The organism is Pseudomonas sp. TYF_14 (genome assembly GCF_043105275.1).
GTDB lineage: Bacteria > Pseudomonadota > Gammaproteobacteria > Pseudomonadales > Pseudomonadaceae > Aquipseudomonas > Aquipseudomonas alloputida.
In genome coordinates this window covers 1-19,495 of record NZ_JBICLK010000074.1, presented here as the reverse complement: position 1 = coordinate 19,495, position 19,495 = coordinate 1, and the positions used below count along the sequence as shown (strand labels likewise).

16 protein-coding genes are annotated in these 19,495 nt (G+C 62.6%); 6 read left to right on the top strand and 10 right to left on the bottom strand.

Annotated features, from left to right (window positions below; all coding sequences use genetic code 11):
* Nucleotides 1–91: 91 nt before the first annotated feature.
* From dacB to ACF8O8_RS19720, 8 genes are all read right to left on the bottom strand, one after another.
* Complete coding sequence (gene dacB / locus ACF8O8_RS19755; protein WP_049586694.1) at nucleotides 92–1,546, bottom strand: D-alanyl-D-alanine carboxypeptidase/D-alanyl-D-alanine-endopeptidase; 1,455 nt, start codon at nucleotides 1,544–1,546, stop codon at nucleotides 92–94.
* Nucleotides 1,547–1,935: 389 nt separating this feature from the next.
* Entirely contained in the window at nucleotides 1,936–2,280 is a 345-nt protein-coding gene (locus ACF8O8_RS19750) for a YggL family protein (protein WP_003248695.1), read from the bottom strand.
* A gap of 41 nt (nucleotides 2,281–2,321) precedes the next feature.
* Nucleotides 2,322–5,954, bottom strand: coding sequence for an ATP-binding protein (locus ACF8O8_RS19745; protein ID WP_210172535.1), 3,633 nt, complete (start codon nucleotides 5,952–5,954; stop codon nucleotides 2,322–2,324).
* A gap of 8 nt (nucleotides 5,955–5,962) precedes the next feature.
* Nucleotides 5,963–6,580 carry a response regulator transcription factor gene (locus tag ACF8O8_RS19740; RefSeq protein ID WP_003248700.1) on the bottom strand — a complete coding sequence of 206 codons (618 nt, stop codon included), beginning with the start codon at nucleotides 6,578–6,580 and terminating at the stop codon, nucleotides 5,963–5,965.
* A 282-nt stretch (nucleotides 6,581–6,862) separates the two neighbouring features.
* A complete protein-coding gene (locus ACF8O8_RS19735; protein WP_392510304.1) occupies nucleotides 6,863–8,194 on the bottom strand; it encodes a deoxyguanosinetriphosphate triphosphohydrolase in 1,332 nt (443 codons plus the stop codon).
* Nucleotides 8,195–8,342: 148 nt separating this feature from the next.
* Nucleotides 8,343–8,672: a hypothetical protein gene (locus ACF8O8_RS19730; protein WP_020192627.1), complete on the bottom strand. Its 330-nt coding sequence runs from the start codon at nucleotides 8,670–8,672 to the stop codon at nucleotides 8,343–8,345.
* On the bottom strand, nucleotides 8,669–9,043 hold the full coding sequence (locus ACF8O8_RS19725) for a phage holin family protein (RefSeq protein ID WP_010953103.1): 375 nt from the start codon (nucleotides 9,041–9,043) through the stop codon (nucleotides 8,669–8,671). Before ACF8O8_RS19725 ends, ACF8O8_RS19730 begins: the two co-directional genes overlap by 4 nt.
* A 9-nt stretch (nucleotides 9,044–9,052) precedes the next feature.
* Complete coding sequence (locus ACF8O8_RS19720) at nucleotides 9,053–9,367, bottom strand: YqjD family protein (protein WP_010953104.1); 315 nt, start codon at nucleotides 9,365–9,367, stop codon at nucleotides 9,053–9,055.
* 312 nt (nucleotides 9,368–9,679) lie between these two features.
* On the opposite strand from ACF8O8_RS19720, the gene ACF8O8_RS19715 reads away from it, so the two are divergent.
* The 5 genes from ACF8O8_RS19715 (at nucleotide 9,680) to ACF8O8_RS19695 (ending at nucleotide 13,051) form a co-directional block, all read left to right on the top strand.
* On the top strand, nucleotides 9,680–10,888 hold the full coding sequence (locus tag ACF8O8_RS19715; RefSeq protein ID WP_012053177.1) for an ammonium transporter: 1,209 nt from the start codon (nucleotides 9,680–9,682) through the stop codon (nucleotides 10,886–10,888).
* 73 nt (nucleotides 10,889–10,961) lie between these two features.
* Nucleotides 10,962–11,201 (top strand): glutaredoxin family protein, encoded by a 240-nt coding sequence (locus tag ACF8O8_RS19710; RefSeq protein ID WP_010953106.1) that lies wholly within the window; start codon nucleotides 10,962–10,964, stop codon nucleotides 11,199–11,201.
* A gap of 108 nt (nucleotides 11,202–11,309) precedes the next feature.
* The gene (locus ACF8O8_RS19705; protein WP_010953107.1) at nucleotides 11,310–11,741 is read left to right on the top strand and encodes a D-Ala-D-Ala carboxypeptidase family metallohydrolase; all 432 of its coding nucleotides are present in this window, start codon (nucleotides 11,310–11,312) and stop codon (nucleotides 11,739–11,741) included.
* A 65-nt stretch (nucleotides 11,742–11,806) separates the two neighbouring features.
* Nucleotides 11,807–12,115 carry a hypothetical protein gene (locus tag ACF8O8_RS19700; protein ID WP_010953108.1) on the top strand — a complete coding sequence of 103 codons (309 nt, stop codon included), beginning with the start codon at nucleotides 11,807–11,809 and terminating at the stop codon, nucleotides 12,113–12,115.
* A 51-nt stretch (nucleotides 12,116–12,166) separates the two neighbouring features.
* On the top strand, nucleotides 12,167–13,051 hold the full coding sequence (locus tag ACF8O8_RS19695) for a pseudouridine synthase (RefSeq protein WP_049586701.1): 885 nt from the start codon (nucleotides 12,167–12,169) through the stop codon (nucleotides 13,049–13,051).
* 253 nt (nucleotides 13,052–13,304) lie between these two features.
* Here the strand turns inward: ACF8O8_RS19695 and ACF8O8_RS19690 are convergent, their stop codons facing one another.
* Nucleotides 13,305–14,870: a PAS domain-containing methyl-accepting chemotaxis protein gene (locus ACF8O8_RS19690; RefSeq protein ID WP_010953109.1), complete on the bottom strand. Its 1,566-nt coding sequence runs from the start codon at nucleotides 14,868–14,870 to the stop codon at nucleotides 13,305–13,307.
* Between the two features lie 141 nt (nucleotides 14,871–15,011).
* Nucleotides 15,012–17,753, bottom strand: a complete 2,742-nt coding sequence (acnA, locus tag ACF8O8_RS19685; RefSeq protein WP_392510303.1) for an aconitate hydratase AcnA — start codon at nucleotides 17,751–17,753, stop codon at nucleotides 15,012–15,014.
* A 224-nt stretch (nucleotides 17,754–17,977) separates the two neighbouring features.
* Here acnA and rlmM point away from each other — a divergent pair, with 224 nt between their 5' ends.
* Nucleotides 17,978–19,042 (top strand): 23S rRNA (cytidine(2498)-2'-O)-methyltransferase RlmM, encoded by a 1,065-nt coding sequence (gene rlmM, locus ACF8O8_RS19680; RefSeq protein WP_004577178.1) that lies wholly within the window; start codon nucleotides 17,978–17,980, stop codon nucleotides 19,040–19,042.
* Nucleotides 19,043–19,495: the final 453 nt, after the last annotated feature.

Sequence of the window (19,495 nt, the reverse complement as noted above, 5' to 3'; positions counted from 1 at the left end):
TCGGCGTGGGGGCCGCTTTGCGGCCCTTTCGGGACGCAAAGCCGCTCCTGCATCGACCGCGCAAGCGGGCCCGGGTGTGTGGCAGGTGGCGTCAGTTGGCCGCTGTACTGCCAGCCAGCTTCGGCTGGCGATACAGGTCAAGCAACACCTGATCCAGCACCTGCGAGGCACCCCACGGTTTCGGGTCGTTGAGAATCGCCGCTACCGCCCAGGTATGGCCGTTACTGTCGCGGCTGAAGCCGGCAATCGCCCGCACAGTGTTCAGTGTGCCGGTCTTGATGTGCCCTTCGCCGGCCATCGCGGTGCGCTTGAGACGCTTGCGCATCGTGCCGTCCATGCCCACCAGCGGCATCGAGCTCATGAATTCGGCAGCATAAGGGCTCTTCCAGGCGGCTTTCAGCATCTCGGCCATTTCCCGGGTACTGACCCGTTCGGCACGCGACAGGCCAGAGCCGTTTTCCATCACCAGATGCGGCGCGGTGATGCCCTTTTTCGCCAGCCATTGGCGTACCACGCGCTGGGCAGCACGGGCGTCGTCGCCATCGGCATCGGTGCGGAACTGCGCGCCAAGGCTCAGGAACAGCTGCTGGGCCATGGTGTTGTTGCTGTACTTGTTGATGTCGCGGATCACTTCCACCAGGTCTGGCGAGAAGGCGCGGGCCAGCAGGCGAGCACTCTTGGGCACATTCTCGATGCGGTCGCCACCCTGGATGTTGCCACCCAGTTCGTTCCAGATTGCGCGCACGGCACCGGCGGCGTAGGTGGAATGGTCGAGCAGTGACAGGTAGGTTTGCGAGTTGCAGCCGTCACCCAGTTGGCCGCTGACCGTTACACTGATGCCGTCGGCCTGGGGCACCGGGTTGTAGCGCACATCACCGGTGCATTTCTTAGAGGCTACCGGCTTGACCTGGTTGTCGATGCGGATGCGGGCAATCGGTGGCTCGACGGCGACGGTGACCTTGCCACCATCATTGCGCGCCACGAAGCGCAGGGCCTTGAGGTTGACCAGCAGCGAGTCGGGCTTGACCAGGAACGGCTTGTTTTCATCACCGCCGTCGTCGTTGAACTGCGGCAGGTTGGGTTGCACGAAGTGGCTGCGGTCCAGCACCAGGTCACCGGTGACGGTGCGCACGCCATTGGCGCGCAGGTCACGCATCAGCAGCCACAGCTTTTCCATGTTCAGTTTGGGGTCACCGCCACCTTTAAGGTAGAGGTTACCGTTAAGCACGCCGTTGCTCAGGGTGCCGTCGGTGTAGAACTCGGTTTTCCACTGGAAGGTCGGGCCAAGCAGTTCGAGGGCGGCGTAGGTGGTGACCAGTTTCATGGTCGACGCCGGGTTCACCGACACATCGGCATTGAACACGGTCGGGGTGCCGGGGCCGTCCAGCGGCAGCATCACCAGCGACAGTGCTGTGTCCTGCAGCTTGTTGGCCTTGAGCGCCTGCTGCACTTTGGCAGGCAGGGTGGTATTGACGGCGGCGTGGCTGGGCAAGGCAAGTGGCAACAGCAGGCCGGCAAGTATGAGGGGACGAAGCGTTTTGATCATAGCGAGTGAATACCCTGCGGCGAGGGAAAAGGGCTTTGGGGCTGTAAGAGATGATGGCCCCACGACGTAAACAGTACGCATTATGCCCCAAGCGCAGCCGCGATGCGTCACGTTCGACGGAAAAGCATCGCCAATAAAAAAGGCCACCCGAGTGGGGTAATGCCAGTCAGTTAAGGTTTCATCCTCATTAACTGGGGCCGCTTTGCGGCCCTTCGCGGGCAAGCCCGCTCCCACAGGTACAGCGCAAGCTTGAGATTTTGCGCAATCCTGTGGGAGCGGGCTTGCCCGCGAAGGGCTGCAAAGCAGCCCCATTTGGCTTAACTGACCGGCATTACCCGAATGGGGTGGCCTTTTCAGCAATCAACCTTTCAGCCCGAAGCTGACAAGTATCACTCAGCCTTGTTGATAGGCTTTTCCGGGTACCAGGCATCCAGCAGCGGGCTGACTTCGATCTTGGTCAGTTCGCTGCGGCCTTTGAGCCAGGCTTCAACGGCAGCGCGCTGTTCTTCGCTGACCGAGCCGCGTTTGACCGAGCACACCAGGCCGAAATCGTCACCGCCTACATAATCCAGGCCGTTGGCGTCCATGGCTTCTTCCAGGAACGCGTCGAGGAAAGCATCGATTGCCTGGTCATCCAGATCTTCCTTGAATTCCAGGTTCAGCTCGAAGCCCAATTCCTGAAACTCGTCGACACACAGCTTCTTGCGCAGACGACGGGAGCGGTTTGTGGCCATGAAACAATCCTCTTAGGTAATAACGCCGCGCAGTCTACCAGTTAACACGTGTGGTTGCCTGCCTGAGTATCCGTGCTTGTGGCCAATTCCTTGGCCAGGGCACGTTCCACTCGGCACATATGCCGTGCCAGTGCCTGGCGCCGCAGGCGCACCTGGGCAGTGGGCAAGTCGCTGGCCTCGAGGGCTTCACAGGCCGCCATCAGGTCAGGGGCTTCCAGCATGCGCGCGGCGCTGAGCACCTTGTGGGCCTGCTCGGCAATGGCGCCGCTGTCGTGTTGCGGGTGAAGCGCCATCAGGCTGGCCAGGTCGGCCTGAAGGCTCTGATGCAAGGTTTCCAGGAAGCGCTGACGGTCAACCGGGTCAGGCCCGACCACGGCGGCCAGGCCGTCCAGCTGGTACAGCTTGCGTCGGGGGCGTTGCTGGCGGCGCGGGCGAATGCCAGCCAGGCGCTGGCTGAGGGTGCTCAGGCTGATGGGCTTGAGCAGGCAGTCGTCCATGCCGGCGGTCAGGCACTTGCGGCGTACTTCCGGCTGCGCGTTGGCGGTATAGCCGAGGATGGTGCAGGGTGGTCGCTTGCCATGGCGTTCTTCGGCGCGCACGGCAGTCGCCAGCTGGTAACCGTTCATGTGCGGCATGTTGCAGTCGAGTACCAGCACATCGAAGTCGCCTTCCCGCCAGGTCGCCAGGCCTTCCTGCCCATCGCGGGCGCTGGCGTGCTCCAGGCCCAGGTAGCCAAGTTGTTGCGCCATCAGTTGCAGGTTGGCAGGGTGATCATCGATGACCAGCACGTTCAGCCGTGGGTCGGGCACGTCGAGCTGCTCGGGCAGCGGTTTGGGCTGCTCTGCGCCATCCACCCGTTGCAGCGGCATCTTCAGGCGCACCTGGGTACCGACATCCTCCAGGCTCTTCATGGACAGGCTGCCGCCCATCATTTCGCACAGGTTGCGGCAGATGGCCAGGCCCAGCCCGGTACCGGCGCGGGCGCCCTGGCTGTGCGGGTTGGCCTGGATGAACGGGTTGAACAGGCGCTGCAGGTCGTCGGGGTGGATGCCGATGCCACTGTCGCGCACCTCCAGCTCCAGTACGGCTGGTGTGCTGGTTCCGTCATCCAGCAGCCTGACGCTGATGCGCACCTGACCGTGCTCGGTGAACTTGATGGCATTGCTCACCAGGTTGGACAGCACCTGCTTGAAGCGCAGCGGGTCAAGCAGGACATGGCAGCGTGCGGCCGGGGCGATCTGCACCTCCAGGGCCAGGCCTTTCTGCCGCGCCTGACCATCGAAAATGCGCGCCACCGATTCGACCAGCGCCGCCAGGTCGACCACCTCCGGGGCCAGGGACAAGTGCCCGGACTCGATGCGCACGATGTCGAGAATGTCACCGATCAGGCCTAGCAGGTCTTTGGCCGAATGGTGTGCCAGTTCCAGCGCGCTGCGGTCCACCCGGCCCTGGTCGGCGCGCTTGACCGCCAGTTCCAGCATGCCGATCACGGCATTCATCGGGGTGCGGATTTCGTGGCTGATGGTCGCCAGGAACGTGCTCTTGGCGCGGTTGGCATCGTCGGCCTGCTGCTTGGCCTGGCGCAGCTCCAGGACCAGTTGGCGGCGTTCGCTGATGTCGATCCAGCCGCCGATGATCCCCTGCACCTCACCCAGGGAGTCGCGGTACGGCAGGATCCAGTGGTAGATGGTCAGGTCCCGGCCCTTGATCCGTAATGGACGGTCCTTGATCAGTGGTGAGCCCGCCGCCATGACTTTCTGGTAATCCGCCTGGATCTGCCGAGCCTGCTCGGAATCGGCAAACAGGCTGTCCTTGAGTTTTTTGCCGATCACCTGATCGGAGCGGGCCTGCACGGCTTCAAGGTAGCTGTAGTTGCAACTTTTCAGGCATCCCTCGCGGTCGCGCACATACATGGGGTGGGGCGTACCGTTGAGCAGGGCGCGCATGAATGCCAACTGGTCGTTCAGCGCGCGTTCGGCGCGCTGGCGCTGGCGAATCTGCAGGCGCAGGCGGGCATTCCAGAGCAGGGCCAGCAACAAAAGCACGGCCGTGGCCAGCACCACCTGCAGGGCAAGGCGGCTGTAGCCTTTGGAGTTGTCATCCTCATGCCTGCCAAAGCCACGCCAGCGGTTGTTGATTACCCCCAGCTCTTCCGGTGAGATGCTCAGCAAAGCTTTATCGAGGATCGACAACAGCGCCGGTGACGGGGCAATGGTGGCCATGGCGAAGTTAGCGGGTTCGCTGCCGACCGAGGTGCGGATGACCAGTTCTGGGTTGCTGGCCAGGGCGTGATTGGCGTCGATCAGGGTGGTGATCACCGCATCGACAGCCCCGCTGTTGAGCAACGCCATGGAGTAGAACGCGCTTTCGGTCTCGACCCAGCTTATCTTTGGGTAGTCCCGGGACAGCATGGCGTTCATGGTGCTGTAGCGGGTAATGGCGATGCGATGCCCCTGCAACTGCTCCAGTGAACTCAATGCGTTGTTGTCCTTGTGGTTGACCAGCACATAGGCGCTTTCGAGGTAGGGGCGGCTGATTTGCAGGTCGTCCCCTGCTTTGCCGGCGCTGGCCAGTGCGGCGATGACATCGGCCCGGCCATCCTTGAGGCGGGCGACCATGTCGGCAATGCCACTGGCGCGCTGCACTTCGAAACGCAACCCGGTGCGCAGGCGAATGAGTTCCAGCAGGTCGGCGGTGATGCCTCGGAAATGCCCCGAATCATCGAAGTAGGACAGTGGTGCAGCCGCGTCATCGGCTGCCACGCGCATCACGGGGTGCTTCTCCAGCCACTGCTGCTCGGCCGCGCTCAATTGCAGTTGGCGATCGCTCAGCAACAGGTCGCTGCCGGCGCTCCAGCGTTTGAAGATACTGGAGCGAATGGCCGGGCTTTGCCTGTCCAGGATGGTGTTCACCAGGTCCAGCAGCACGGTATCTTGCTGACGCAAGGCAAAACCGAAGCCGATGGCCTCGTGTTTGCCGAAGTTGGCCATGCGCAGGCGGGGCAGATGACCACGGTTGAGCTGGTAGTGTGTGGAGATGGTATCGCCGATGAACACGTCGGCCTGCCCGAACGCGACAGCATTCAGTGCCTGGCTGGAAGAACCGAAGGCCAGCAGCTCGGCCTTGGGGTAGGCGGTGAGTACTTCCTGTCTGGGCAAATAGTGGTAGAGCATGCCCAGGCGCATGCCGGCAAGGTCCGTGTCCAGTGCCCGGTTTTCGTCTTCACGTGTTACCAGTACAGGTTGGTCGACGGCATAGGGGCGCGACAGTGCCAGGCCGTCACTGGCCGCTTCGTAGCCATTGGCGCTGCCCAGCAGGTCGATATCACCGTGCCTGAGCGCCTCCACCGCCGCCTGCCGGCTGGAGAAACGCAGCACCCTCACTGGCAACTGCAAGGCCTTGCCGATCAGGTTTGCATACTCGGCGGTCAGGCCCTGGTAGTCGTTGCCGCCACCGGTGATATCGAACGGTGGATAGTCGGGTGCCGACGTGCCCAGCACCAGTTCCTGCCGGCCTTCGCGCCATTGCCGTTGTTCGGGCGTGAGCACGGGCTGGACGGGGCGGGCCGATGAGCGCGCCAGTAGCGTAAAGGACGCGGCTTCGCGATGGCCAGCCTGTGTCGCGCCGCTGAGCAGCAGCAGGACGAGCAGCAGGCGATTGATAACTCGGGCCATGACCACGTTCAGACCAGCGCGTTGCGCTTGGCCATCTCGATCAGATCGACCAGCGTATTGACTTGCAGTTTGTGCATGAGGCGCTTCTTGTAGGTACTGACAGTCTTGCTGCTGAGGAACATGCCCTTGGCAATTTCCTTGTTGCTGCGGCCTTGGGCGAAAAGTTGAAGCACCATCAGTTCGCGGTCATTTACCTGGCGGAAAAGTTGCAGGTCGCTGTCGGTGGTCTGGTTGTTTTTTATTGCCTGGCTTGGGAAGTAGTTATAACCGGCCAGTACGGCCTTGATTGCACTGAGCAGTTCACTCAAGTCTTCCTGTTTGCAGACATAACCTGCTGCGCCCGAGTGCATGCAACGTACGGCAAACAATGCCGGGGACTGTGCAGTCAGCACCAGAACCTTCAACGGCAGGGCCATGCTCTGAAAGCGGGCCAGCACCTCCAGGCCGTCTAGCTTGGGGATGCTGATGTCGAGAATGACCAGGTCGGGGTTGCTCTCGCGGATCATCTGCATGGCGTCTACGCCGTTGTCCGACTCGCCGACAATCTTGTAATTCTGGTTTTCCAGCAGCATACGCACGGCCAGGCGAATCACCGGATGGTCGTCAACGATAAATATGGAGTGCATGTTCAACTTCCCTGCGGTCGATTGAGGGTGACAGTGGTCACCTTATCGCAGTTGGAAGTCGTCAGGCGTGCGAGGAATGGCTGTTAGGCTTATATGGGAAACGGCTTACAAGATAAAGCAAAATGGGCTACGGAATAGGTGTGCTTAACTCGCTGTCAAAGCGATTTTGGTAACTTTTCATTGGTTTTTATTCGTGCCGTTTAGTGTGGCTCCCGTTGGTGTAGGAAGTTTCCTGCAAGCGTGGTGCAGCGCCTGGCCGAGCCCGCGCTGCACCGACGCGTTTCAGGTCGGGCTGGAGCGCCCGGTCATCTCCCGGGCCATTTCGCTGGCATAGCTGTCGGTCATGCCGGCGATGAAGTCGATCATGCGCAGGAAGGCGCTGTGCAACGAGGCATGCGGGTCTGGCGCATTGTTGCCGATCAGGTCCAGCACCCTGCGACTCTTGAACGATGGCGTACGTCCACCGTGCTGCTCGAGGGCCGCACCGCAGAACGTGTTCAGCAGAATCTCCAGGGTGGTGTAGGCGCCGATTTCGTGCAGGGTCTTGCGCTTGTCCTGGAAGATTTTGTTGCGCGCCATGTCCTTGGCTTGCAGTACACAGCGTTTGGCTGGGCCATGCATGTGTTCCACCAGGTCGCCCGCCAGTTGCCCGGCCAGCAACGCCTGCTGCTGCTCGACGAAGGCGTGGGCGGCGGCGTTGGTCAGGTGTTCGATGGCCTTGCCGCGCAGGATGGCCAGTTTGCGCCGACGAGAATCGCGTGGGCCGAGCTGGCGGTAGGTTTCTGGCAGGTCTTCGCCGACCAGGTCGAGCAACAGCGCCTCGACTTCTGCGTATTGCAGCAGCTCCATTTCCAGGCCGTCTTCCAGGTCGATCAGCGCGTAGCAGATGTCATCGGCAGCCTCCATCAGATACACCAGTGGATGGCGCGCCCAGCGCTGGTGTTCCAGCTGCGGCAGGCCGAGTTTGCGGGCGATCTGTTCGAGCAGGGGCAGTTCGCTCTGATAGCTGCCGAACTTGTGCTTCTTGTAGCCCAGGGCGTCGGCGTGGCGGGCGCTCCACGGGTACTTGAGGTAGGTGCCGAGGGTGGCATAGGTCAGCCGGGTCCCCCCATCGAACTGGTGGTATTCCAGTTGGGTGAGCACGCGAAAGCCCTGGGCATTGCCTTCGAAGTTGAGAAAGTCGGCCCGTTCGTCATCGCTCATGTCGTCCAGCCAGCCACGCCTGGCCGCCTGCTGGAACCAGTGGCGAATGGCGTCTTCGCCGGAGTGGCCGAATGGCGGGTTGCCGATGTCGTGGGCCAGGCAGGCTGACTGCACGATCATCCCCAGGTCACTGGGGGCGCACCAGTCCGGCAGGTTGTCGCGCAGGGTCTCGCCGACGCGCATCCCCAGCGAGCGGCCGACGCAGCTGACTTCCAGCGAATGAGTCAGGCGCGTATGAATATGGTCGTTGCTCGATACCGGGTGCACCTGGGTCTTGCGGCCGAGGCGGCGGAAGGCACCGGAGAAAATGATGCGGTCATGGTCTTTGTGGAAGGGGCTGCGCCCGAGTTCATCGGCGCTGTACAGGGCTTTGCCCAGCCGTTCGCGGGTAAGCAAGGTGTGCCAGTCCAAGGCGCGGTCTCCTGTCGTTCGAAGGCAGCAGCATACCCTGCAGGAAGCGCATTGTGCTGCGAAGAAGAGGCCTGCCCTTTGATGCATTCGTATCGATGGAACGGGCCTCTTCGCAGCACAAGGCTGCTTCTGCCGGGGCGAACCCTGGTCAGGGGCGGCGGCTGCCTTGCAGGTAGAGGCGTACCAGTGGCAACAGGGTGCTGCCCAACCGTATCAGGCGTGTCAGGTTGCCGCTGCGTACGCCTTTGCCGGTGAGAAAGCCCAGCGCCACCACGGCACCGATGCCCCACAGTGGCGCATGCTTGATACCCAGGCCTTCATGTAGCGAGCTGCCCATACCGCGCACGCGGCGCAGCGGTTCAAGCAACTGACCGGACTCATGACGGATTTCCTGGCGGTGCATTTCCATGCGCAGGCGCAACAGCGCCTTGCGCAGTTCGCGCGGGTTACGCGTGTTTGGCAGTTCTGGCAGGCTCATGGCAACAGGCGCTCCCTGTCCTTGGCAAGTTCGTCGAGGGTGGCGCCGAAGGGCGATGATTCGTCGAACACCGCCGCCTTCAGGCGCACGCCGCAGTACAGTGCAGCAATGCCATAGAACACGCACAGACCAATGATACCGGCCAGTCGATAGCTGTCCCACAGCAGCACCAGCAGCAGCCCGGACAGCGCGGTCAGCAGCAGCAGGGCGAACACCAGCGCCAGGCCGGCGAACAGCAGCAGGCTCAAGGTACGGCCCTTCTGCTCCTGCAACTCGATACCGAACAGCTCGATGTGACTGTGCAGCAGCCCCAGCATGGCCGCGCCCAGGCGCTTGCCCGAAGCGCTGGCGCCGTTGGCGTCATTCTCCATGGGTTCCCCTTAGCGCCGGTTGGCCAGCAGACCGATCAACAGGCCGACGCCAGCCGCGATGCCGATTGCCCGCCACGGGTTTTCCTGCACGTACTGCTCGGCGCTGCCAAGCGCTGCCTGACCGCGTTCACGTACCGAGTCCTGGGTCAGTTGCAGGGTTTCGCGGGCCTGGGCCAGGCGCTCGTGAATCTGCTCGCGCAATTCGTCGGCCTGGTCGCCGGCCAGGTTGGCGGTGTCGGCCAGCAGCTTCTCGGTGTCGCGCACCAAGGCCTGGAAGTCAGCCATCAATATCTCTTGTGCATTCTTTGCCGATTTGCTGGCCATGGGTCTCTCCCTGTCGATGAGTGTTGGTACTTCGAGTGACAGCACGCATGGAAGGTTCAAGTGCGGCTGCTGGTATGGGCCTTGCTATGTTTTTGCCACGTTGCGGAGCGCCTGTGACCGGTTATGCGCCGATTCAGGGCGCCCGCGCAGCGGATACCGATAAACCTTAACCCAATCCACGACAAACCCAAGAAAAAACCACGCAGGCTTCACCCCGCTCACCTGAACAGGGTAGGGGCTGGCACCGATTCGGTGCAGGGATGCAGGTTCTTGAACTGTCCTGGTGCCTTTTTCAGCAGGTCTGCCTATTTCATGGAAAACATGCACAGCGCTATGGACTCTCTGGTCCACGGTTCCAACACCCTGTTCATTCTCATGGGCGCCATTCTGGTGCTGGCCATGCATGCCGGCTTCGCGTTCCTTGAAGTGGGCACGGTGCGCCACAAGAACCAGGTCAACGCCTTGTCGAAGATCCTCAGCGACTTCGCCATCTCGGCGCTGGTCTACTTCTTTATAGGCTACTGGATCGCCTATGGGGTCAACTTCTTCCAGCCGGCGACAACGCTGGCTGTCGACCATGGCTACGCGCTGGTCAAGTGTTTCTTCCTGCTGACCTTCGCGGCGGCGATTCCGGCGATCATCTCCGGGGGCATTGCCGAGCGGGCGCGGTTCGTGCCGCAGTTGTGCGCCACAGCGTTGATCGTGGCGTTCGTCTATCCGTTCTTCGAGGGCGTGGTGTGGAACGGCAACCTGGGCGTGCAGGCTTGGCTGCAGGCACGCTTCGGCGCACCGTTCCACGACTTTGCCGGGTCTGTGGTGGTACACGCCATGGGGGGCTGGCTGGCGCTGGCGGCGGTGCTGCTGCTGGGGGCGCGCCGTGGGCGCTACCGCGAGGGCCGATTGGTGGCGTTTGCGCCGTCGAGCATTCCCTTTCTGGCGCTGGGCTCGTGGATCCTCATCATCGGCTGGTTCGGCTTCAACGTCATGAGTGCCCAGACCTTGCAGGGCGTCAGCGGCCTGGTGGCGATCAACTCGCTGATGGCGATGGTGGGTGGCACCCTGTCGGCGTTGCTGGCCGGGCGCAACGACCCGGGCTTTCTGCATAACGGCCCGCTGGCCGGGCTGGTGGCGATTTGCGCAGGTTCCGATCTGATGCACCCGGTGGGTGCGCTCGCCACCGGCCTGGTGGCGGGGGCGCTGTTTGTCTGGACCTTCACCGCCGCGCAAAATCGCTGGAAAATCGACGACGTCCTGGGCGTATGGCCGTTGCATGGTCTGTGTGGCGTGTGGGGTGGCATCGCCTGTGGCGTGTTCGGCCAGGTGGCGTTGGGTGGCATGGGCGGTGTCAGCCTGGTCAGCCAGTTGCTGGGCAGCCTGATGGGCGTGCTGGTGGCCTTGGCCGGTGGATTTGCCGTGTACGGAGCCATTCGTGCGCTGCATGGCCTGCGCTTGAGCCATGAGCAGGAGTTCCAGGGCGCGGACCTGTCGCTGCACCGGATCGGTGCTACCAGCCAGGATTGAGCCAGGTCAGGTGCAGGGTGGGCGTGGCGCGCCTAGAATAGGCTTCTGTGTATGCCAACCCGGGACCTGCCACATGCTGCCTGAATGTCAACTGTTCGGCACCCTCGGCTGCCACCTCTGCGAAGTGGCCGAGGCTGTGTTGATGCCTCTGGTCGATCATGGCCTGCTGGTAGAGCTGGTCGACATCGCCGAGAGCGAGCCTTTGTTCGAGCGTTATGGCCTGATCATTCCGGTGCTGCGGCGCTGTGACAACGGCGCCGAGTTGCACTGGCCGTTCGATACCGAACAAGTGGTGGCCTTTCTTGGGCAATGATGGCTGCAGAGGAGTTGCAACCCTGCTCCATGATCTGTGAAGCGAGCTGATGATCCGGTGGAGGCGCACCATCGCCGGTAACCTTCTCCATCATCGGAACAGCTCGCCATGTTGATCACTCCACATTTCACCCTCGATGAAATGACCGTTTCCCAGCTCGCCGCCCGCGAGGGGTTCGATAATGCACCGCCCCTCGAAGCCAGGGCCAACCTGCAATTACTGTGTGGTGCGCTGGAACAGGTACGTGCGTTGTTTGACGCGCCCATCATCATCAGCAGCGGGTATCGCAGCGAAAGGGTCAATCGGTTGATCGGTGGCGCCTCCGATAGCCAGCACGTGCAAGGGCTGGCGGCGGACTTCACGGTGATCGAGGTCAGCCCGCGCGAGACCGTCCGGCGAATCAGCAAAAGTGCGGTGCCCTTCGATCAGCTGATCCTGGAATTCGACAGATGGGTGCATCTGTCGGTGACGCGCGGCACGCCGCGCAGGCAGGTGCTGACCATGCGCAAAGGCAGCGGCTACCTGGCGGGGCTGCAATGAAGCGCATTGACGGCAGCAAGGGGATGTTCGTATGCTGTATATAAATACAGTGTCGAGGTGAAGCCATGCTCAATGTCGAGCAACTCAAGTACAGCGTCAACCGCATGCCCGTGGATCGGGTGGCTGACGCCGTTCTGGAACTGCGCCTCGAAGGCCTGGTGACGGGCGACTGCACGCCGTTCGGCAAAGTCCACTTCAATACCTGCTTCGCCGAGATCGAGGCCTTGTTCCAGCGGGCCGGTTACCACCGGGGGCTGGATGTAGTGGGCTATCAGGGGTTGCTCTATGCACTCTACGACCCTGGCCGCTGGGAGCCGGTGCAAGTACTGCGCTGGCTGAAGGATCGCTGCGAGGCGATGGCCCAGGCTGGTTGAGGGGGCGGGGTTGGGCGATAATGCGCGGCCATGAACGTTTCGAGCCCAGCCATGACCACGCCTTTCGACCCCGCCCGCCAGCAAGCCAGTACGGTGTGCCTGCCTCCTGGTAACTGGGTGACGGTGCTCGATTGCTTGTGTGACCATTTCAAGGCCATCGACCGCGCCCAGTGGCTTGACCGCTTTGCCCGTGGCCGGGTGCTGGATGCCAAGGGGCAGGCAGTTGCCGCCGACCTGCCTTACAAGCGTGGCATGCGTTTGCATTACTTCCGCGAAGTGCCGAACGAACGGCCGATTCCGGTGCAGGAGGTGGTGCTGCATGTGGACGAGCACCTGGTGGTGGCCGATAAACCGCATTTCCTGCCGGTGACGCCGACCGGTGAATACGTCGAGCAGACCTTGTTGCGCCGCCTGATCCGTCGCCTGGACAATCCGCACCTGGTGCCGTTGCACCGCATCGACCGGCACACCGCCGGGCTGGTGTTGTTTTCCGCCAACCCGCACAGCCGCAGCGCCTACCAGCGGCTGTTCCCCGAGCGGCGTATCGACAAGCGTTACCAAGCCATTGCCGCTGCCATGCCACAGCATGCCTTTCCGCTGGTGCACAAAAGCCGCCTGGTGCATGGCGAGCCATTTTTCCGCATGCATGAGGTGGAGGGTGAGGCCAACAGTGAAACCCTGGCCGAGGTGTTGGAGAAGAACGGTGAGCGATGGCGCTATGGGCTGTCGCCCGTGACCGGCAAGACCCATCAGTTGCGTGTGCACATGGCGGCCTTGGGGGCAGGGATCAGCAATGACCCGTTCTATCCGCAATTGCTCAACGAAGAGGATGACTACCAGCGGCCGCTGAAACTGCTGGCGCAGAGCCTGCGTTTCGAGGACCCGCTGAGTGGCAAAGAGCGCTACTTCGAGAGCCGCTTGCGGTTGGACTGGTAACACAGCAAGCGGGCTTGCCTGCTAAAGGGGCGGGCCTGCTCGCCAATTTCCACCCGCCGTTCACCGTTGCTGCCGCTACCGTATTCGCGGGTAAACCCGCTCCTACATGGACCGGGCTGGACGCGCATCAGTGGTTCGACACAGGCATCGACGGCCCGGCACAGCATCGGTGGTTCGGCACAGCCGTTGTAGGAGCGGGTTCACCCGCGAACACCGGCAGAGCCGGTGCCATCCCCAGCGGAAGTCTCGAGCTTCAGCGGTTGAAGCGCTCCACCAGCGAATACTGGCTACCCGCCGTGCTGGTCAGTTCTTCGCTCAGCAGTGCCGAGTGCTGCGCCTGTTCGGCGGTCTGGTCGGCCAGTTCGGCAATGGTGCTGATGTTGCGGCTGATCTCGTCAGCCACTGCGGTCTGCTCCTCGGTTGCAGCTGCAATCTGGGTGGCCATGTCGGTGATATTGGCCACCGCTTCGCTGATGCCTACCAACGCCTCGTCAGCCTGCATTACCCGGTCGACGCCTTCCTGTGCCTGGCGGTGGCCGGTTTCCATGGTCAGCACTGCGTTGCTGGCGGTCTGTTGCAGCTTGGCGATCAGGCCGTGGATCTGCCCGGTGGATTCGGCGGTGCGCTGGGCCAACTGTCGCACTTCATCAGCCACCACGGCAAAGCCACGGCCCATTTCACCGGCGCGCGCCGCTTCAATGGCTGCGTTCAGCGCCAGCAGGTTGGTCTGGTCGGCGATGCCCTTGATCACGTCGACCACGCCCCCAATCTCGTCGCTGTCTTTGGCCAGTTGCGTAACCGTCTGGCCGGTCTCGCCCACTGCCGCCGACAGGCGCTCGATGGCCTCGCGGGTTTCTCCGGCAATCTGCCGGCCCTGGCTGGTCAGGCGGTTGGCTTCCTGGGTGGCATCGGCGGTGCGCTGTACATGGTTGGCCACTTCCTGAGTGGTGGCGGCCATCTGGTTTACCGCGGCGGCGACTTGCTCGGTCTCCACCCGCTGGCGCTCCAGCCCCGTAGAGCTCTTGTGCGCCAGGGCATCGGACTGGCGTGCCTGGTCGCTCAGGTGTTCGGCACTGTCTTGAAGACGCGTCAGGCAGGTTTTCATGCGTGCGTCCTGGCTGAGCATGGCCATTTCCAGGCGCGCCTGCACGCCACGGCTGTCGGTGAACATCTGCGCGATCAGTGGGTCGGAAGTGGTTTGCTCGGCCAGGCGCAGCAGGCGCTTGAGGCCGCGCTGCTGCCAGCTCAGGCCGAGCAGGCCCAGTGGTACCGAAAGCCCTGCGGCCAAGGCAAAGCCCCAGGAATGACCCAGCCAGTTGCCGATCAGGAAGCCCACCTGGCTGATCAGGATGAACGGTAGCCAGTCCTGCAGCACTGGCAGCCACTTGTCGCGGCGCGGTACCGGTGGCTTGCCCTGGTTGATGCGCTGATACAGGGCCTCGGCACGGCGGATCTGCTCGGCGGTGGGCTTGACCCGCACCGACTCGAAGCCGACAACCTGGTTGTTATCGAAAATGGGGGTGACATAGGCGTTGACCCAGTAATGGTCGCCGGACTTGCAGCGGTTCTTGACGATACCCATCCACGGCTGGCCCTGCTTGAGGGTTTGCCACATATGGGCAAACACGGCAGGCGGTACGTCGGGGTGGCGCACCAGGTTGTGCGGTGCGCCCGTCAGCTCCTCGCGGGTGAAACCACTGATTTCGATAAAGGCATCGTTGCAGTAGGTGATCACACCCTTGGCGTTGGTAGTGGAGATCAACCGCTGCTGGGCTGGGAAAGTCCGTTCTCTCTGGGTAATCGGCTGGTTGTTACGCATGGGTGATAGTCCGCAGGGCTTTCGACAGGTATCGGCAAGCGGCTGGTTTTATTGAATGGATATTTGATTCATTGATTGCAGAGATCGAGCGCCGCCCCCGCGGCGCTCGGTTTCAAGAACGGAACGAATCTTCGGCCAGACTCACCCGGCGATCATCTGGCGCAACACATAATGCAGAATCCCCCCCGCCTTGAAGTATTCCACCTCGTTCAGGGTATCAATCCGGCATAGCACCTCGATCTGTTCCTGTTGGCCATCTTCGCGGGTAATGCGCAAGGGCAGGCTCATGCCAGGGTGGATATGCGCGCCATCCAGCCCCAGTACATCGATCTGCTCCTTGCCGGTCAGCCCCAGCTGTTTGCGGTTGTGCCCAGCCTTGAATTGCAGCGGTAATACGCCCATGCCCACCAGGTTGGAGCGGTGAATACGCTCGAAGCTTTCTGCCAGCACGGCCTTGACCCCCAGCAGGTTGGTACCCTTGGCAGCCCAGTCGCGGCTCGAACCGGTGCCGTACTCCTGGCCGGCAATCACCAGCAGCGGGGTGCCTTCCTGCTGGTAACGCATGGCCGCGTCGTAGATCGACAGCTTCTCGCCAGTGGGCACATGCAAGGTGTTGCCGCCTTCTTCACCTGCCAGCATCTCGTTGCGAATACGGATGTTGGCGAAGGTGCCGCGCATCATCACTTCGTGGTTGCCACGCCGCGAACCGTAGGAGTTGAAGTCGCGTGGCTCCACACCTTGTTCCCGCAGGTAGCGCCCGGCCGGGCTGTCGGCCTTGATGTTGCCGGCGGGGGAAATGTGGTCGGTGGTCACTGAATCGCCCAGCAGCGCCAGCACCCGTGCGCCGTGAATATTGGCAATTTGTGGCGGCGGCCCGCCGATGCCGTCGAAGAACGGTGGGTGCTGGATGTAGGTGGAGTCAGCCTGCCACACGTAAGTGGCGGCCTGTGGCACCTCAATGGCCTGCCATTGCGCATCACCGGCAAACACTTCGGCGTACTCCTTGTGGAACATCGCCGTATCGACCTTGGCCACGGCCTCGGCAATTTCCTGCTGGCTCGGCCAGATATCCCGCAGGTAGACCGGTTGGCCGTCCTTGCCTGACCCCAGCGGGTCGCGCGTCAGGTCCAGGCGCACGCTGCCGGCCAGGGCGTAGGCCACCACCAACGGGGGCGAGGCCAGCCAGTTGGTCTTGACCAGTGGGTGCACGCGGCCCTCGAAGTTGCGGTTGCCCGATAGCACCGAGGCCACGGTGAGGTCGGCGCTGCCAATGGCTTTTTCGATCGCCTCGTCCAGCGGGCCGGAGTTGCCGATGCAGGTGGTGCAGCCATAGCCGACCAGATCAAAACCCAGTTGGTCGAGGTAAGGCGTGAGCCCGGCTGCCTTGAAGTAGTCAGTGACGACTTTGGAGCCCGGCGCCAGCGAACTCTTGACCCAAGGTTTGCGTTGCAGGCCCTTTTCCAGTGCTTTTTTCGCCACCAGTCCGGCAGCCATCATCACACTGGGGTTGGACGTGTTGGTGCATGAGGTGATCGCGGCAATCACCACGGCCCCATCGCGCAGGGTGTGGGTCTGGCCCTGATGGCTATAGTCGACTGCACCGGTCTGGTCGGCGTTGCCCACTGCCACACCGCCGCCACCTTCGCTTTCCAGGCGGCCAACTTCTTTGGCCAGCGGTTTGGGCTGCAGTTCGATGAAGTGGTCGAAGGCTTGGCTGACCTGGCCCAGCGCTACGCGGTCCTGCGGCCGTTTGGGCCCGGCCAGGCTGGCTTCGACGTCGTCCATGTCCAGGGCCAGCGTGTCGCTGAATGACGGCTCCTGGCCGGGCAGGCGCCACATGCCCTGTGCCTTGCAGTACTGCTCGACCAGTTGCACGGTCGCTTCGGGGCGGCCCGAGAGGCGCAGATAGTCCAGGGTGACTTGGTCGACCGGGAAGAAACCACAGGTGGCGCCGTATTCCGGTGCCATGTTGGCGATGGTTGCGCGGTCGGCCAGGGGCAACTCGGCCAGGCCGTCCCCGTAGAACTCGACGAACTTGCCCACCACGCCTTTCTTGCGCAGCATCTGTGTCACGGTCAGCACCAGGTCAGTGGCAGTGATGCCCTCCCGCAGCTTGCCGGTCAGCTTGAAGCCGATCACTTCGGGGATCAGCATCGATACCGGCTGGCCGAGCATGGCCGCTTCCGCTTCGATGCCGCCGACACCCCAGCCGAGTACGCCCAGGCCGTTGATCATGGTGGTGTGCGAGTCTGTGCCCACCAAGGTATCGGGGAAGGCATAGGTGCGGCCGTCGGCCTCACGGGTCCACACCGTGCGGCCCAGGTATTCCAGGTTGACCTGGTGGCAAATGCCGGTGCCCGGGGGGACCACGCGGAAGTTGTCGAAGGCGCTCTGGCCCCAACGCAGAAAGGCATAGCGCTCGCCATTGCGCTGCATTTCGATGTCGACGTTTTCGGCAAAGGCTTGCGGCGTGCCGTAGCGGTCGACCATTACCGAGTGATCGATCACCAGGTCGACCGGTGACAGCGGGTTGATCCGTTGCGGGTCGCCGCCAGCCTTGGCCATGGCGGCGCGCATGGCCGCCAGGTCGACCACGGCGGGCACGCCGGTGAAGTCCTGCATCAACACCCGCGCCGGGCGGTACTGGATCTCGCGGTCGGAGCGCCGTTCGCCAAGCCATTGGGCAATGGCGCGCAAGTCGTCGCCGGTGACGGTCGCGCCATCCTCCCAGCGCAGCAGATTTTCCAGCAGCACTTTCAGCGACATGGGCAGGCGCTGCAGGTCACCCAGCTGGCGGGCGGCCTCGGTGAGGCTGAAGTAGTGGTAGGTCTTGTCGCCGACCTTGAGGGGCTTGAGGGTGTTCAGGCTATCGAGCGAGGGCATTGCCAACTCCTTCTGCACCGGTGCCCGGCAAATATTCACGGTTTGCCGGCAGCACCGCTCTGTATCGGTCCGCACGGCACGGACCTGGCTGAATGGTCAGGTTAGACCGGTTTACGCTACCTGACCTTTTTCTGGACCGGCGGGGCGTGTCGCAGGTTCCGAACTTCCTTTATCATCGCCGCCCTGCCGGCGCCTGTGGTGCGCCAGCCGTAGTGGAGTGAGAGATGAATACCCTGTTCATGCATTGCCGGCCCGGTTTCGAGGGCGAGGTTTGCGCCGAAATCAGCGAACATGCCGCCCGCCTGGGTGTTGCCGGCTATGCCAAAGGCAAGCCGCAAAGTGCCAGTGCCGAGTTTGTCTGTAGCGAGGAGGGCGGTGCCGAGCGCTTGATGGGGGAGCTGCGTTTCAACCAGCTGATTTTCCCGCGGCAGTGGGCACGTGGCGGTTACGTCGAACTGCCGGAAAGTGACCGCATCAGCGTACTGCTGGCGCAGTTGGCTGACTTCCCGGTGTTCGGTAGCCTTTGGCTGGAGGTGCTGGACAGCAACGAAGGCAAGGAATTGTCCACCTTCTGCCGAAAGTTCGAAGTGCCGTTGCGCAAGGCCCTGGAGAAGGCCGGCCGCCTGGTCGACGACCCCGGTCGCCCACGCTTGCTGCTGACCTTCATCAGCGGCCGGCGGGTATTTGTCGGCGTTGCATCGGCCAGCAACAGCGCCTTGTGGCCCATGGGCATCCCGCGCCTGAAGTTTCCTCGCGAGGCACCTAGCCGTTCGACGCTCAAACTGGAAGAAGCCTGGCACCAGTTCATCCCGCGTGAGCAGTGGGAGCAGCGCCTGGGTGATGACATGACCGGCGTCGACCTGGGAGCCTCGCCGGGTGGCTGGACCTACCAGCTGGTGCGCCGTGGCATGCTGGTGACAGCCATCGACAACGGGCCTATGGCCGAAAGCCTGATGGACACCGGCCTGGTCCAGCACTTGATGGCCGATGGGTTTACCTGGCAGCCGAAGCAGCCGGTAGACTGGATGGTGTGCGATATCGTCGAGAAGCCGGCGCGTACCACCTCGCTGATTGAAACCTGGCTGGGTGAGGGGCTGTGCCGCGAGGCGGTGGTCAACCTGAAGTTGCCGATGAAGCAGCGTTATGCCGAAGTACGGCGCCTGCTCGACCGTATGGAGGCAACATTCAAGGCACGCAAGATCAGGGTGTCGATTGCCTGCAAGCAGCTGTACCACGACCGCGAGGAAGTGACGTGCCACCTGCGGCGGCTCGATTTGAAGCCACGCTGAGGCCAGCGCGTCGTTCTGCGTCTGCTTTTGCTTCTGCTTCTGCTTTTGCTGTTGCTTCTAAGCGCGCGATAGTTCATGCGACGCAGATTGCGACTTCAGGAGGCCGAGTGCAGGGCTTGCGAAGGGAGGTGACGGGCATGGATGCCCGTCAAGCGCTGGGCCCCAGGATGGGGCCTGCAGCGCGGTCCTCCCGGGAGCAAGCCCGGAGCGAGGGGACCCCGGAGCGCAGCGCAGGGGCCGGATGATAGGAGCCAGCGTTTTTTGGTTACTTTTTGTCGCGTTTGACAAAAAGTGACCCGCCGTAAGGGCGGAAAGGTGACTGTGCGCCACCTGCGTGAATGAATACCTACTCGATGTGAATGCCCACATCCAAGAAGCAAGAAGCAAGAAGCAAGAAGCAAGAAGCAAATTCGTCTGTTTTGCCTCAGCGAACAGTCCATTCGCGATGGCGAC